Annotated in this window: 17 protein-coding genes, 2 tRNA genes and 1 riboswitch; of the genes, 1 reads left to right on the top strand and 18 read right to left on the bottom strand. The window is 45.7% G+C overall.

The genetic code is table 11. From position 1 onward, the window contains the following. Positions 1-45: 45 nt before the first annotated feature. The 15 genes from NYE50_RS15020 to sdhC form a co-directional block, all read right to left on the bottom strand. Positions 46-654 carry a recombinase family protein gene (locus NYE50_RS15020; RefSeq protein ID WP_159354439.1) on the bottom strand — a complete coding sequence of 203 codons (609 nt, stop codon included), beginning with the start codon at positions 652-654 and terminating at the stop codon, positions 46-48. Between the two features lie 120 nt (positions 655-774). Beyond that, the gene (locus tag NYE50_RS15025) at positions 775-1,635 is read right to left on the bottom strand and encodes a tyrosine-type recombinase/integrase (RefSeq protein WP_159354440.1); all 861 of its coding nucleotides are present in this window, start codon (positions 1,633-1,635) and stop codon (positions 775-777) included. A 126-nt stretch (positions 1,636-1,761) separates the two neighbouring features. Then, positions 1,762-1,835, bottom strand: a tRNA-Arg gene (locus NYE50_RS15030). Positions 1,836-1,959: 124 nt separating this feature from the next. After that, positions 1,960-2,033 (bottom strand) — tRNA-Arg (locus NYE50_RS15035). A 113-nt stretch (positions 2,034-2,146) separates the two neighbouring features. Further along, positions 2,147-2,656, bottom strand: coding sequence for a YfcE family phosphodiesterase (locus NYE50_RS15040; RefSeq protein ID WP_100261932.1), 510 nt, complete (start codon positions 2,654-2,656; stop codon positions 2,147-2,149). Positions 2,657-2,671: 15 nt separating this feature from the next. Beyond that, the gene (locus NYE50_RS15045) at positions 2,672-3,268 is read right to left on the bottom strand and encodes an XTP/dITP diphosphatase (RefSeq protein ID WP_159354714.1); all 597 of its coding nucleotides are present in this window, start codon (positions 3,266-3,268) and stop codon (positions 2,672-2,674) included. A gap of 11 nt (positions 3,269-3,279) precedes the next feature. Then, a complete protein-coding gene (rph, locus tag NYE50_RS15050; RefSeq protein WP_007612934.1) occupies positions 3,280-4,017 on the bottom strand; it encodes a ribonuclease PH in 738 nt (245 codons plus the stop codon). A 109-nt stretch (positions 4,018-4,126) separates the two neighbouring features. Further along, positions 4,127-5,212: a GerMN domain-containing protein gene (locus NYE50_RS15055; RefSeq protein WP_014418573.1), complete on the bottom strand. Its 1,086-nt coding sequence runs from the start codon at positions 5,210-5,212 to the stop codon at positions 4,127-4,129. Between the two features lie 105 nt (positions 5,213-5,317). After that, positions 5,318-6,136 (bottom strand): glutamate racemase, encoded by an 819-nt coding sequence (racE, locus tag NYE50_RS15060; RefSeq protein ID WP_012118125.1) that lies wholly within the window; start codon positions 6,134-6,136, stop codon positions 5,318-5,320. A gap of 7 nt (positions 6,137-6,143) precedes the next feature. Further along, a complete protein-coding gene (locus NYE50_RS15065; protein WP_014418574.1) occupies positions 6,144-6,584 on the bottom strand; it encodes a MarR family winged helix-turn-helix transcriptional regulator in 441 nt (146 codons plus the stop codon). Between the two features lie 186 nt (positions 6,585-6,770). Continuing rightward, positions 6,771-6,995: a spore germination transcription factor GerE gene (gene gerE, locus NYE50_RS15070; RefSeq protein ID WP_003152579.1), complete on the bottom strand. Its 225-nt coding sequence runs from the start codon at positions 6,993-6,995 to the stop codon at positions 6,771-6,773. Positions 6,996-7,115: 120 nt separating this feature from the next. Beyond that, entirely contained in the window at positions 7,116-7,553 is a 438-nt protein-coding gene (locus NYE50_RS15075; RefSeq protein WP_012118126.1) for an acyl-CoA thioesterase, read from the bottom strand. Between the two features lie 59 nt (positions 7,554-7,612). Beyond that, positions 7,613-8,371: a succinate dehydrogenase iron-sulfur subunit gene (gene sdhB / locus NYE50_RS15080; RefSeq protein WP_003152575.1), complete on the bottom strand. Its 759-nt coding sequence runs from the start codon at positions 8,369-8,371 to the stop codon at positions 7,613-7,615. Positions 8,372-8,373: 2 nt separating this feature from the next. Then, the gene (sdhA, locus tag NYE50_RS15085) at positions 8,374-10,134 is read right to left on the bottom strand and encodes a succinate dehydrogenase flavoprotein subunit (protein ID WP_003152573.1); all 1,761 of its coding nucleotides are present in this window, start codon (positions 10,132-10,134) and stop codon (positions 8,374-8,376) included. Positions 10,135-10,167: 33 nt separating this feature from the next. Further along, on the bottom strand, positions 10,168-10,776 hold the full coding sequence (gene sdhC / locus NYE50_RS15090; protein ID WP_003152571.1) for a succinate dehydrogenase cytochrome B558: 609 nt from the start codon (positions 10,774-10,776) through the stop codon (positions 10,168-10,170). Positions 10,777-11,072: 296 nt separating this feature from the next. Between sdhC and NYE50_RS15095 the strand changes: the two genes are divergently transcribed. Then, positions 11,073-11,519 carry a YslB family protein gene (locus tag NYE50_RS15095; RefSeq protein ID WP_007612940.1) on the top strand — a complete coding sequence of 149 codons (447 nt, stop codon included), beginning with the start codon at positions 11,073-11,075 and terminating at the stop codon, positions 11,517-11,519. A gap of 46 nt (positions 11,520-11,565) precedes the next feature. On the opposite strand, the gene NYE50_RS15100 is transcribed toward NYE50_RS15095, so the two are convergent. From NYE50_RS15100 to trxA, 3 genes are all read right to left on the bottom strand, one after another. Further along, positions 11,566-12,795 carry an aspartate kinase gene (locus NYE50_RS15100; protein ID WP_224988363.1) on the bottom strand — a complete coding sequence of 410 codons (1,230 nt, stop codon included), beginning with the start codon at positions 12,793-12,795 and terminating at the stop codon, positions 11,566-11,568. A gap of 125 nt (positions 12,796-12,920) precedes the next feature. Further along, a riboswitch (Lysine riboswitch) is annotated at positions 12,921-13,100 on the bottom strand. Between the two features lie 61 nt (positions 13,101-13,161). Then, positions 13,162-14,934 carry an excinuclease ABC subunit UvrC gene (gene uvrC / locus NYE50_RS15105; protein WP_017418307.1) on the bottom strand — a complete coding sequence of 591 codons (1,773 nt, stop codon included), beginning with the start codon at positions 14,932-14,934 and terminating at the stop codon, positions 13,162-13,164. A gap of 142 nt (positions 14,935-15,076) precedes the next feature. Continuing rightward, on the bottom strand, positions 15,077-15,391 hold the full coding sequence (gene trxA / locus NYE50_RS15110; protein ID WP_003152560.1) for a thioredoxin: 315 nt from the start codon (positions 15,389-15,391) through the stop codon (positions 15,077-15,079). Positions 15,392-15,544 lie beyond the last annotated feature (153 nt).

A 15,544-nucleotide genomic window follows, 5' to 3' on the forward strand; every position in this document is an offset into this window, starting at 1 on the left:
CTTAGAGTGCTCTTAATTCATGCCCTTAGTTTTCCAGCTAAATACTTATTGCTTTATAGATTCAATTTCTTTGACCAACTTATAGAATGTTGTTCTTTTCATTCCTGTTACTTCAATTGCTAAGGTAGCAGTTATCTCCCCAGCTTTCCACTTTTTATACGCTTGGTAAAATTCATGCGTAGGCTCTAATTTTGGTCTACCAAATTGAACACCTTTCTTTAATGCTACATCTATGCCTTCTCGCTGCCTTTTTCGGATGCGGTCCCTTTCTTCCTGAGCCATCCATGACAATTTTTGAAGTACAAGGTCAGATATGAAGCTCCCCATGCTGTCTTTGTATTTCGTTGTATCAAGGAGAGGCATATCCAGCACAACTATATCTGCTTTAATCTTCTTGGTGATTTGCTGCCATTCATTAAGGATTTCATCTTTGTTCCTACCGAAACGGTCAAGAGAGTGTATATACAGAACATCACCTTCACGCAATGACCTTTTCATGAGTTGGTAATCGTTCCGCTCAAAATCCTTACCTGATTGCTTATCAATGAATATATCCCGTTCTTCAATCCCCTGCTCTATCATAGATGCAACTTGTCTGCCTTCGTTCTGGTCTTTGCTGCTTACACGGACATAGCCAAATTTCTTTATTTGCATTTTGTTTCTCTCCCCTTTGATTGATTTATTAATGAATGTTCGTATACATCCCTGCAACTTACCGAATATCCGTAAAGAGTTTTTTAATATTAACGAACAAGAAATACACAGCTAAGCAGCCTATATTTGACTATTTGTAAAAGTATACATTTTTGAATACTTATTAAGTCGCTTCTGGATATTATTATGTGTCGGCGAAGTCGATATAACGTCACCATATTTCGTAATAAATACCAACCTGTTATTCTTCCCATATTCCTTTCTAATCGCTGCATTCTGTTTTATAAGAACAGTCAACAACTCTTTCAATAGATTATCAAAAGGCAATTTTATTTGTTGATGGTTCTTCATGATGCTACCATCCAAATTTAACAAATTGTTATTGAAGTCTATATGGCGTTCTTCAAGTTTAGTCAATGTATTTATACGAATACCTGTCTTATACATTACCAGTACGGCAACAGCATCCCTTAGTTGTATGAAGTTATGCAGGTCTAATAAAGAGAGTAATACCTTAATATCATGCTCTGTTGCACCTTCTTTAATTTTTGAATCAACCTTTATATTGATGGTCTTCCAAAATTTAATTTGAATCCAACCATTATCAAAACATCTAGAGAGAAAGGCCTTTAAACATTTCAATCTAGTTAATTTTGTTTGATTACTGACATTCATGCTGTCCAACCATCTATAAATCTCTTTGGCGTTGATATCCTCAACAAATTTTAAATGTGTTACACTCTGGAAATGCTCTACATGATGTACATAATCACTGATAGTACGGCTTCTGTTGCCACTCACCTTCATTTGCCTAGTAATTATTTCTAAAGCTTTTGTAATTAGAATCAGTTCTGTAGTATGTTTAGCATTTTGAATAACGTTACTTTTTAGTGTAAGAGTGTTTGGGCTTGAACTAGGTAAATCCTCTAGTAATCTTCTTAAATCAACGTCCACATCAAACAGACCTTTTCTTTTAGTCATACAAAAAACCTCCTATATCGTTAGTAAGTCGATATACGGTGTAATTTCTTACGTGACCGTTATACTGACCGTTTCACTAAACGATATAGAAGGTTGATTTGACGGGGGTTGCACCCGATTTAATTACGTCCCAGGAGAGATTCGAACTCCCGACCGACGGCTTAGAAGGCCGTTGCTCTATCCGGCTGAGCTACTGGGACATGAAAATCAAATTGTTCTGCTGATCATTTTACCATGATATCAGCGAATTGACAATATAGTCATCCGATAAAAAAGGCCAGCGGCATCAGTTTTCACTCTGATGTCACCAGCTCTTTTTTTGTACGTCCCAGGAGAGATTCGAACTCCCGACCGACGGCTTAGAAGGCCGTTGCTCTATCCAGCTGAGCTACTGGGACAGCTTTTGCTTTATGTATCAGCGACAAGATTTATTATATACAGGTTCAGATCATAAGTCAATATTTTTTTAAAAACTTTTGATGGGGAAGAAAGAAATCTCCCCCATCACTTGTTAAAAACTGATTGTAGTCTCCAAGTCCTTCAATTCCCGACCCGTTTCGTCGTAAAATGTCACGGCGCCTTCTCTTTCTGTAAGAGTAAGAATGGCATAGCTTTTCACATTGCGGACTCTCGGAAGACGGATGCTGCCCGGATTAATCAAAAGCTTGCCCCGAAGCTCTTCACTCCCGGCAATATGTGAATGGCCGAAGCAGACGATATCCGCCCCAAGCTCTTCCGCCCGGTAAAAAACAGTTAAAAGTGACTGTTTAATGCCGTGAAGATGCCCGTGAACGGCCAGAATTTTCTTTGAACCGGCGTCCAGAAGGAGTTCATCCTGAAACCCGCCGCCAAAGTCGCAATTGCCTTTTACCGTGTGATACGGCGTGAGCGCCGGATGTGCGGCGTCAAGCTCTGAATCACCGCAATGAATCATCAGATCCGCTTCGTCTTCGTGCCGCTTTGCAATCGTCTCCAGCTCGTTTTCAAGGCCGTGACTGTCACTTATTATCAGCACTTTCATTGCATACGCTCCCCCTTATGAATCAAGCAGCTTTGACAGTTTCTTGAGCGCCTCAGCCCTGTGGCTGATTTTGTTTTTCTCAGCGCTTGTCAGCTGGGCCATGGTTTTATCTTTATCTTTTACAATAAAAACGGGATCATAGCCGAACCCGTTATCCCCCTCGGGTCCTTCCGCAATATACCCTTCAACATGACCTTCGACCGTTTTTGTTTCCTGCCCCGGCATGCTGACGGCAAGGGCGCAGCGGAAACGGGCCGTGCGCTGCTCTTTTTCGATGCCTTTTAATTCTGACAGCACCTTGTCCATATTCGCCTTATCATCTTTTGCTTCTCCGGCATAACGGGCTGAATAAACGCCCGGTCTGCCTCCAAGGTTGTCCACCGATAAACCGGAGTCATCTGCAATGACCATTTTGTTTACGGCTTTTGCCACGGCTTCCGCTTTTAAGATGGCGTTTTCTTCAAAGGTATGTCCGGTTTCTTCAATTTCTTCCGTAAATCCGATTTCCGCCAAAGAAGAGACGCTGTAGCCTTTCGGTTCGAGTATTTCTTTGAATTCTTTCACTTTTCCCTGATTGTGTGTCGCAATAATGGCTTCTTTCACGGTGATCAGGCCTCTCTTTCTTATTTCAGTTCTGGCAATGTTTCTCCCAGCACTTCTTTTTGCTTTTGAATAAGCGTCTGGATTCCTTTTTCAGCAAGGCTTAACAGTCCGTTTAAATCTTCGCGGGAGAATGTGGCTTCTTCGCCCGTCCCTTGAAGCTCTACAAAACGTCCGCTTCCCGTCATGATAATATTCATGTCGACTTCAGCCGCCGAATCCTCTTCATAATTCAGATCCAAAAGAAGGCCTTCTTCTTTATCCATCCCGACAGAAATGGCCGCGAGATAATCTGTCACAGGAGAGGTTTTGATAACGCCGCTTTTTACGAGTTTGCCGATCGCAATGGCCATCGCCAAGAAGGCGCCCGTAATGGAAGCCGTTCTTGTTCCGCCGTCGGCTTGAATGACGTCACAGTCGATCCAGATCGTGCGTTCGCCGAGCTTCTCCAAATCAACGACGGCCCGGAGCGCGCGCCCGATCAGCCGCTGAATTTCCATCGTTCTGCCGGAGACCTTTCCTTTTGAAGATTCTCTTATCGTTCTTTGATTCGTCGCGCGGGGAAGCATGCTGTATTCCGCTGTGATCCAGCCTTTTCCTCCGCCGCGTAAAAATGGCGGCACCCGGTCTTCCACAGATGCATTACAGATGACCTTCGTATTTCCTGCTGTAATTAAAACAGAGCCTTCCGGGTGAGTGATAAAATCCAAATCAAATGTGATAGGGCGCAGCTCATCGTGCTGTCTTCCGTCGTGTCTCATATTTTACCTCCGATTATATGTACATAAACCTTTTGTTCCGGATTGTGAATAAAGAAAGAGGCAGCCGGAACGCTAACCTCTTTTTTACTAGTATATCAAAAATCGCAAATTAAAAACTACCCGTATTCACTTGTGACGGCCTCGAAACAGGTTTTGAAAGGGATTCTCCTTTTTCATTCACCAGTTCTGATTTTCCATTTACTTTTATAGAAACACTTTTGATCGACGGCTGTTCGGTTAACGTGAGAACGATGCTGTCCAGTACGCCCGATGATACCATTTTTGTTTTTTCGTCGGCGCTTCCGTAAATAGAGCTGTTAAAGTCCAGTGTAACCTGGCCGTCTTTCACTTTCGGCTTGCTGAGAAGCTTAACATCGTTATTAAAGTCCGTCAAAAGCCCGCTTGCTTTGCCCGGTCCGTCAGCGAGCTGTTCAACGGCAGCGGTGATGTCATTTGTTTCCGAATTGTCAATCCGCTTTGTGACAGGCACGTAGTATTCGCTTGTCTCTGTTTCCGCCAGATAATATACAGTCAGCGGATGGGTGTCTGTCAGATCATTCACTCCGGCCGTTTCAATATTAATCCCGTCTTTTCTGCTTAAGTCGCCCGTAATCGGCGTGCCGCCCACAGGCATTTCTTTCAGCTCGTGCCCGTTGATTCTGATTTTGACTTTATCTATTGAGCTGAATTGGGTAAGCGTCCATGTAATCGATTGCAGGATTTTTTGTTCGTCTTCTTTTTTATAGTTTTTAAATTCCTTCGAAAAATCAGCGACGGCAGTGCCGTCTTTTTTAATATCGACATTTACCGTCGTATCCGCAGGGAGCACCGCTCTGAAGCCGTTCGGCAGGATTTCTGACACAGGCCCTCCCTGAACCAAATACTCAAGGGCCTGCTTTGCGGTTCCCTCACTGTTCGGAAGAGGCAGTGTCTGTGCTGCGACATAGCCGTTTTTATCAATCAGATACAGCTCTCGCATGACTGTATTGGCCGGCTGGTCGGCTTTAGAAGTGCCGTTTTTCTCTGACTGCTTTGGTTTTGCCTGAATTCCCGCTTCATCCTTTACATATGAAATGTCTTGAGGCGGGTCAATTTCCCCGGCTGTTTTATCGGATTGAAACAAACCGCATCCAGATAACACAAAAGCCGAAGTAAGACATGTTGCAGCAATGACTGCAGGTCCTTTTTTCAGCATACTTTTCCCTCCTAAGGCTGTTTGTACTATGATGTATACGAGCCCTGTCCGGGAAATAGACCGGGAAGCGCAAAAAAACCCGCCGTAAACAGCGGGTTTTTTGATTTATTTTCTGACCGGCTCTTGAAGGGAGATGCACTCGACATGGCCGATTTCGTGGCCGAACCAGTCTTCGGCAATTTTTGCGAAGCCGTTCCGCTCTCCCGTTGTAAGAAATTGATGCTCCGGTGCATGTTTCGATTGGTTTAACAAACCTTTATAAGACAAGATGGTGCTCACTTCTCTCGCCGTCTCGTCTCCGGAGGAAATGATTTTCACATGCTCCCCCATATAGTTCTGAATCGGATCTTTTAAAATCGGATAATGCGTACATCCTAAAATCAAGGTGTCAATTGATGTACCTTTTAAAGGCTCAAGCGATGCTTCAACCGCTTCCTCCGCCGATTCCTGAAGAAACCGTCCGCTTTCTACAAACGGCACGAGCAGCGGACAAGCCGTGTTCTCAACTTGAAGTTCTGCGTTTAACCCGAGCAGCGCCTGCTCATACGCTCTGCTTTTAATGGTATTGACCGTGCCGATGACGCCGATATGCTGGTTTTTCGTGACCTTTATCGCCGTTCTCGCACCCGGCTGAATGACGCCGACAACCGGAATATCCGTTTTGCGCTGAATATCCTCCAAGGCAATGGCCGTGGCCGTATTGCAGGCGATCACGAGCATTTTGATATGGTGGTTTTCCAGCAGGTAATCGGTCATTTCCCACGTGTATTGAAGAACTTCTTCTTCAGGACGCGGGCCGTACGGGCAGCGTTTTGTATCTCCCACATAGATGATATTTTCCTTCGGTAGCTGTCTCATGATTTCCTTAGCAACGGTTAACCCGCCAACCCCGGAATCAATGACTCCTATCGGCTGTTCCAACAAAATCGCCTCATTTTCTTTTCATTTCATGCTGCAGTTTCAATAATGATTTTTCGAAAGCGGCTGTTTCTTCTTCGGAAAATGTCGCAAACATATCCCGCAAATAAGCCTGTCTTTTCAAAATCACTTCTTGGATAATGCGCTCTCCTTCAGCGAGAAGATGAATTCTGACGACCCGTCTGTCAGCCGGGTCTTTGACCCGCTCGACAAGCTTATTTTTTTCCATGCGGTCTATCAGATCCGTCGTCGTGCTGCAAGCCAAATACATTTTGGCTGATAATTCGCCTATTGTCATATCCCCCAATTCATAAAGCCATTGAAGCCCCACGAATTGCGGCGGTGTAATTGCATATTGGTTAAGGATTTCTCTTCCTTTTTGTTTAATGATCGCAGCGATATGGCGGAGTGATTTTTCGATATCCGCAACATGCTCTACAGATTTTGATGTCATTTGTCCATCCCTCACTCAAGGATCTTTCTGGGCTATGCGCTCCGTGTCTATTTTCCTTCTTTTTTTAAGAAAATGCAAGACTGACGGAGAAAAAGGAAAAACCGGGATTTTCACCGCATGCCCATCAGCCCGGGCGCCAACGCAAATAACCGGCTCCTTCTCGAAAAGAAGGAAAACCGGCAAGAATCAGAGCTCTAGCTCACCCATTCTAAGAAGCTCGACAACAGCTTGCGAACGCCCTTTCACACCTAACTTCTGCATGGCATTTGAAATGTGATTCCGTACAGTTTTTTCACTGATAAATAGCTCGCTTGCAATTTCCTTTGTTGTCTTGTCTTGAACGAGCAATTCGAATACTTCTCTTTCTCTTTTGGTCAGCAGCGGCTTTGATTGAAAATCTTTCTCCTTCAAGTATTGTAACCCTCCTTGCTAAGGTGAGAGCGAATCTGAAACGAATGGGTTTATATAGTCAAGATATCATATGTAAAGGGCGCTTCGGAGGTGATGTCTCTTAGAGAAATAGTTATCCGTTCAGGCGAGCAGAATGCCTTTCTCCCGCTCCGTCCAGCTGACCGCTTTGCCGCTTTTCTTCGACACTTGAACCATAACGACGGAACCTGTAAAGCACGGGAGGCCCGACTCATTTTCTCCAAGGTAATGAAGGGTGACGGACGCATTTCCGGCAGCGCTTGCTTTCACATAAATCCGCAGATTTTCATACGGCATCACCTGACGCATATAGTCGCACTGCTGGCTTGCGACGACCGTCATCGTTTCCGAGTTTTGCGCCGTTATGCCTCGCTGTTTAAAATAAGCGATCCGTGCTTCTTCAAAATAGATGAAAGGGGTTACATTATTCATATGGCCGAACATATCCGTTTCTGAAAAACGAACCGATACTTCAGTAAAGAAAGAAAACGACTGTCTCCATTCTTCAAACGGGATATCAATATATTGCGGTTGTTTCATCATCTTCAGCTCCTTATAAAAAAACCTCTCCCGTGCGGAAGAGGCTCTTTTTCTCTTTCTTATACTCTGTCGCTTCCGAAGAAATTACGGAATGCTTGTAAATTGGTATCTCTGTTCAAAGCGGCGATTGAAGTCGTAAGCGGAATGCCTTTCGGGCAGGATTGCACACAGTTTTGTGAATTCCCGCAATCTCCAAGGCCGCCGTCTGTCATTAACGCTTCTAAACGTTCTGCTTTGTTCATCGCGCCCGTCGGATGGGCGTTAAACAGACGCACTTGCGACATCGGGGCAGGCCCCATGAATTTCGACTTGCTGTTGACGTTCGGGCAGGCTTCGAGGCAGACGCCGCATGTCATGCATTTAGACAATTCATATGCCCACTGGCGGCGTTTTTCCGGCATTCTCGGCCCCGGCCCCAAATCGTAAGTTCCGTCAATCGGCACCCATGCTTTCACTTTTTTCAGTGAATCAAACATTCTGCTGCGGTCAACCTGAAGGTCACGGACAACCGGGAATGTTTTCATCGGCTTCAGACGGATCGGCTGTTCCAGCTTATCAATCAGCGCCGTACATGACTGGCGCGGTCTCCCGTTGATGACCATGGAGCAGGCGCCGCATACTTCTTCAAGACAGTTCATGTCCCATGCGACCGGAGTGGTTTTCTCTCCTTTTGCATTCACGGGATTTCTGCGGATTTCCATCAGGGCAGAAATCACGTTCAGATTCGGGCGGTAATTGATTTCGAATTCTTCATCGTATGGCGCGCTTTCGGGCGTATCCTGACGTGTAATGATAAACCGTATCTTTTTCTCACTCATGATTATTTCGCCACCTTCTTCTTCGAGTAGTCGCGTTTACGGGGCGCAATCAGTGATACATCGACATCCTGATATTCAAATTCCGGAGCTTCAAACGGACCGGCATGTTTAGCCATCGTCGTTTTGAGCCACTCATCGTCATTTCTTTCAGGGAAATCCGGTTTATAGTGCGCTCCCCGGCTTTCATTTCGGTTATATGCGCCGAGCGTGATGACTCTGGCAAGCTGAAGCATATTGGAGAACTGGCGGGTGAACATCGCCCCTTGGTTGCTCCATTTTGTCGTATCGTTGATATTGATTTTCTTAAAGCGTTCCATCAGCTCTTGGATCTTGTCATCCGTTTTCAAAAGCTTGTCGTTGTGGCGGACCACCGTGACGTTGGCCGTCATCCACTCTCCGAGCTCACGGTGAAGCACGTAGGCATTTTCGTCGCCGTCCATCTTCATAATATCGGCCCATTTTTCTTCTTCTTTTTTCACATAGGAATCAAATAATGAAGAAGACAGGTCTTCCGCTGAAGTTTCAAGTCCGGAAACATATTTCACCGCATTCGGTCCGGCCACCATTCCTCCGTAGATGGCGGAAAGCAGAGAGTTCGCCCCTAAACGGTTTCCTCCGTGCATTGAATAATCACATTCACCCGCTGCGAACAGTCCGCGGATGCTTGTCATCTGATCATAATCAACCCACAGTCCGCCCATTGAATAGTGAACGGCAGGGAAAATTTTCATCGGAAGCTTGCGCGGGTCATCGCCCATGAATTTTTCATAGATTTCGATAATGCCGCCAAGCTTAACGTCAAGCTCTTTCGGATCTTTGTGCGACAGATCGAGATACACCATGTTTTCTCCGTTGATGCCGAGTTTCTGATTCACGCACACGTCAAAGATTTCACGTGTCGCAATATCCCGCGGCACGAGGTTTCCGTATGCCGGATATTTTTCCTCAAGGAAGTACCAAGGTTTTCCGTCTTTGTACGTCCAGACTCTTCCGCCCTCGCCGCGCGCCGATTCACTCATCAGACGCAGTTTATCGTCCCCCGGGATTGCTGTCGGGTGAATTTGGATAAATTCGCCGTTTGCATAATAAGCGCCCTGCTGATAAACGATTGATGCGGCAGATCCCGTGTTGATCATGCTGTTTGTTGATTTTCCGAATACGATTCCGGGTCCTCCCGTCGCCATAATAACGGCGTCAGAACGGAATGACTCGATTTGCATATTGGTCAGATTTTGGGCTACGATACCGCGGCACGTGCGCTCATCGTCAAGAACGGCGCCGAGGAATTCCCAGCCTTCGTATTTTGTGACGAGACCCGCCACTTCATATCTGCGCACCTGCTCGTCCAGTGCGTAAAGAAGCTGCTGACCCGTCGTCGCTCCCGCGTATGCGGTTCTGTGATGCTGTGTACCCCCGAAACGGCGGAAGTCCAAAAGCCCTTCCGGCGTTCTGTTAAACATAACCCCCATGCGGTCCAATAAGTGGATAATGGACGGCGCCGCTTCACACATCGCTTTTACAGGAGGCTGGTTTGCCAAAAAGTCGCCTCCGTATACCGTGTCATCAAAATGCTCAAACGGAGAGTCTCCTTCCCCTTTTGTGTTGACAGCTCCGTTTATCCCGCCCTGCGCGCAGACCGAATGAGAGCGTTTGACCGGAACGATGGAAAACAATTTAACGGCCGTGCCTGATTCCGCTGCTTTAATTGTCGCCATGAGGCCGGCAAGACCCCCGCCGACTACGATAATGCTTGATTGACTCATGATAGCCCCTCTCCCTCTAGTAATCTAGTTCTCTTACACAAACGCAAAAATCGCTTTTAAACCTACGTATGAAAGCGCTAAAAATATAATCAGCGTCACGTAAGTCGAAATTCTTTGAGAACGCGGCGTGACCGTGATCCCCCATGTGACCGCAAAAGACCATAAGCCGTTTGAAAAGTGAAAAATGACCGATAAAACGCCTACAATGTAAAAGCCGAGCATAAACGGCGAGCTCAGAATATTCGCCATCATATCGAAGTTGACTTCAGCGCCCATCTGCGCGGCAATCCGCGTCTGCCACACATGCCAGCTGACGAAAATAAGGGTGAGAATACCAGTGACACGCTGAAGCACAAACATCCAGTTTCTGAAATAACTGTAGTGGCCAGCGTTGTTTTTCGCAGTAAATGCTATGTACACACCGTAAACCGCATGATAAATTAAAGGTAAGAAAATAATAAAAATTTCTAACGCATACCTGAACGGCAGACTGTCCATAAAGCCGGCCGCCTTGTTAAACGCATCCGCTCCCCTTGCGGCAAATTGGTTGACGACTAAATGCTGGATCAAAAAGATGCCGACCGGAATAACACCGAGCAAGGAATGCAATCTTCGAAAATAAAACTCTCTGTTCCCAGACATTACTTTACCCCCTGTTTGATTTAAGTGCGAAATGTACTAAAATCTCTGCCCCCACTTCGTTTCAATTGTAAGCACTTTATTAAAATTTATTGACAATTTCATTTTACTCCTCCCTCAAAAGGGCGTCAAGAAAACGTGTACATAAATTATAATTTTCGGAATTGATTATCTGGAGGGAAAATTTTATTTTCCTGCGATATCTTTCTCACATTTTTTCGCTTGTTTTATAGGATCATCCTGTAATCCTCCCCCCTGTTTAAGCTATAATAAACGAAGGAGAGAGGGGAATACATAATATGAAGAATAATTATGAAGCAGCTTTAGAACCTTTAACTGAACTCGACGTCAGCGCATACGGCTACGAATTAATCCGGGAAATCGTGCTTCCGGATATCCTCGGCCCGGAACATTCATCGATGATGTATTGGGCGGGAAAACGCCTCGCCCGCAAATTTCCTCTTCAATCGTGGGAAGAAATCCCCGCCTTTTTTGAAAAAGCCGGCTGGGGAACTTTGACAAACGCAGGATCAAAAAAACAAGAACTGGAATTTGAACTGGAAGGACCGCTCGTATCCAGCAGGCTCAAACATCAGAAAGAGCCTTGTTTCCAGCTTGAAGCCGGTTTTATAGCCGAACAGATTCAATTGATGAACGATCAGATTGCAGAATCTTATGAACAGGTAAAAAAGAGAGCGGATAAAGTCGTCCTGACCGTAAAATGGGATATGAAGGACCCTGTATAATTGAAAAAAGGCGGTGACTCCAAGTCCCGCCTTTTTGCCTGCCTGTTTATACGGCAGACGGCTGTTTAGAAAGCTCAAACGCATCATGAAGCGCTTCGACCGCTTTCACCATATCATTTTCACTGACAACCGCTGATACTTTTATTTCAGATGTGCTCACCATTTTGACTTGTACATTTTTTTTCGCCAGTACGGCAAACATGTCCGCGGCGACGCCGGGATTTGAAACCATGCCCGACCCGACAATAGAGACTTTCGCCAGTTTTCTTTCGGTTTCAATTTTTTCATAGTCAAGCGCGTTTTTATATTCTTCAAGCACGGCGACCGTTTGCGCGGCATCTTCCGTTTTCACTGAGAAAGAAATATCCGCTTCCCCATCGTCCGACTGAGTCTGAATAATAATGTCAACGTTGATGTTTCGTTTTGCCAGCGCGGTGAAGATTGTTGAAAGTGTTGTCAATCCGCTTGCAAGGCCTGTAACGGACACCCTCGTGATCTGGTCTTCAAATGCAATTCCTCTGACGATTAAATTCTGCTCCATTGATGATTCCTCCTCAATTAATGTTCCCGCTTCATGTTCCGTGCTTGACCGCACTTCCAAAGGCACTTGGTAGTTTTTCGCGAACTCAACCGCCCGCGGGTGAAGAACACCCGCTCCTAGATTTGCAAGCTCCAGCATTTCATCATAAGAAATTCCCGCCAGTTTTCTCGCTGACCGGACATACCGCGGATCTGTCGTAAATACGCCCGGAACATCTGTATAAATGTCGCATTTATCCGCTTCCAGCGCTGCTGCAAGAGCGACCGCCGTCGTATCGGAACCGCCCCGTCCGAGCGTCGTGATGCCGCCGTCTTCCGTTACGCCCTGAAAACCGGCAACGACTGTGATTTTGCCTTCTGCAAGCTGCGAACGAATCGCCGTGATATCAATATCCGTAATTCTCGCATTGCCGTGAACGGCTTCCGTGCGGACACCCGCCTGCCAGCCCGTATAAGAGACGGCGTCATATCCTTTTTCCTGAAGCGCCATGGCCAAAAGCGAAATCGTGACCTGCTCTCCCGTAGACAAAAGCATATCCATCTCGCGTCTTCTTGGTTCAGATGTGATTTCAGCCGCGAGGTTAACGAGCGCGTCGGTTGATTTTCCCATTGCCGAAACGACGACTACGACATCATGGCCTTTTTGCTTTTCAGCAATGGCGCGATTTGCGGCATTTTGAATTTTTTCGGCAGAGCCGACGGAAGTGCCTCCGAATTTTTGTACGATAAGACCCATACTAGACCACCCTTTACATTTTGGTTCGTGCGGGTGAGGAGAAAAGAGCGTTTTGTCCACAATAAAAAAAGCAATGAGAGGAATAGCTCTCATTGCTTTTTCATATCATTACGATTGATTATGAACAACGAGATAGCCCTCCAAGAAAATGAATTCTTGACAGCCTTACATTTATTTAATGCAAGGCCAGCGAATCACACCGATGGGATGTGATACACTTCGGCGACGCTCCCCTTTCAGCCTTTTTCGCAGAATCCATCATTCTCCAAAGGCTTACTATTGAAGTTCGCACCTCTATCTTCACCATATAACACGATCTTATGAAATTAGTTCACATTCTAGCAGATTTTTCAGAAAAGCACAATACTATTTTTTTAATTTTTCAAACAGCAGCTGGGCCGCCGCGGCCGGCACACCCGCTTTTTTGATATCGTCAAGGCTTGCTTCCTTCATCTTTTTGACAGATCCGAAATGTTTTAAGAGCATTTTTTTGCGTTTTTCGCCGATTCCGGGGATATCATCCAGAACGGATTGAAAGACGCTTTTTCCCCGGATCTGTCTGTGAAAGCTGATCGCAAAACGGTGAACTTCGTCCTGAATACGCTGAAGCAGGTAAAACTCTTGGCTGTTCCGCTCCAGAAACACCGGTTCAAGCGGGTCGCCGATCAAAAGGTTGGATGTTCGGTGTTTATCATCTTTCGCCAATCCCGCTACCGGGACATCAAGGCCGAGCTCATTCTCGAGCACATCGCGCGCCGCGTTAATCTGCCCTTTTCCGCCGTCAATGATGATTAAATCGGGCAGCGGAAGGTTTTCGCGGAGCACCCTCGTGTATCTTCTTCTGACGACTTCCCTCATTGAGCCGTAATCATCCGGCCCTGTTACGGTTTTAATTTTATATTTGCGGTATTCCTTTTTATTCGGTTTTCCGTCAATAAAGACAATCATGGCCGATACGGGGTTTGTGCCTTGAATATTGGAGTTGTCAAACGCTTCAATCCGGTGCGGCGTGTAAATATTCAGCGCTTCGCCGAGCCGTTCGGCTGCACCGATTGACCGTTCCTCATCCCGCTCGATTAACGAGAATTTTTCCCGCAGGGCGATTTTCGCATTTTTGTGCGCAAGCAAAAGCAGCTCTTTTTTCGGGCCTTTTTTCGGCTGATGCACGGCGGTTTCCAACAGCTCGCTGATCATGTCCCTGTCAACGCTGTCAGGCACCAGGATTTCCTTAGGCAGAAAGTGATTGTTTTTGGAATAGAACTGGCCGATGAAGGTCAGAAATTCTTCATCCGCTTCCTGATACATCGGAAACATGCTGACGTCGCGTTCGATCAGTTTTCCTTGGCGAATGAAAAAGACTTGGACGCACATCCAGCCTTTATCGTAGGCATATGCAAACACATCGCGGTCCAGAAGGTCATTCATGGTCATTTTTTGCTTCTCCATCGTCGATTCGATGTGAACAAGCTGGTCGCGGAATTCTTTAGCCCGTTCAAATTCAAGCTTTTCCGCCGCTTCTGCCATTTTCGCTTCGAGCTCTTTTTTGATTTCGTTATGCCCTCCCTTTAAAAAACGGGTGATGTCTTCAACAATCTCGCGGTTTGTTTCCTCAGATATATCCTTTACACATGGGGCGAGGCATTGTCCGAGATGATAATAGAGACAGACGCGGTCCGGAAGCTTTGAGCATTTCCTGAGCGGGTAAAGGCGGTCCAGCAGTTTTTTCGTTTCCCGCGCCGCCTGCACATTCGGATACGGGCCGAAATAGCGTCCTTTGTCTTTTTTGACATTCCGGGTGACAATCAGCCGCGGATGGCGTTCATGGGTGATTTTAATAAAGGGATAGGTTTTATCATCTTTCAGCATGACATTGTATTTCGGATCGTATTTTTTAATCAGATTCATTTCCAAAATAAGCGCTTCAAGATTGGAGGAAGTCACGATATATTCAAAGTCCTCAATCTCCGTCACAAGCCGTTGGGTTTTTGCGTCGTGAGAACCGGTGAAATAAGATCGCACCCTGTTTTTCAAGACTTTCGCTTTCCCCACGTAGATGACTGTTTTTTGACGGTCTTTCATTAAATAACAGCCCGGCTGATCGGGAAGGAGGGCCAGTTTTTCTTTCAGTTGTTTATTCATACGTTACCCTTCCTTACATTCATTTCTCGTGTCCATTCAGTGTATCACGAACATTTGTTTTTCTCCATTCTCAGCTTTTGGAAGATCAAAAAAGGCGATTCCCTTTCAAAGGAATCGCCCTGCCGTAACGGAAGCTTTCGGCTTACAGATGTTTGTTTACAAGCTCTTCAAGAGCTTCTTTCGGTTTGAAACCGACAGATGTTTCAACGACTTCTCCGTCTTTTAACACGAGAAGTGTCGGGATGCTCATGACGCCGTATTTACCGGCAGTTTCTTGGTTTTCATCCACGTCGATTTTGACGATTTTCAGTTTGTCTCCCATTTCTTGATCAAGCTCTTCAAGAACGGGCGCGATCATTTTACAAGGTCCGCACCAAGGAGCCCAGAAATCAGCCAATACGACACCTTCACTTGTTTCAGCTGAGAACGATTGATCAGTTGCTTTTACGATAGCCATTTTGTTATTCCTCCAATTGTCAAATGATGATTTTTAGTATAGCATCTCCCATTCGTTCATGCTAATTTAATGCTTATATTATTTTCTCCCGAACCCGCCGGAAATAATCTTATTTATACAGTGTATTATAACCGGGCGGGGGGCGTTCAAAAC

The sequence above is a fragment of the Bacillus sp. EU55 genome (assembly GCF_038005925.1).
GTDB lineage: Bacteria > Bacillota > Bacilli > Bacillales > Bacillaceae > Bacillus > Bacillus velezensis.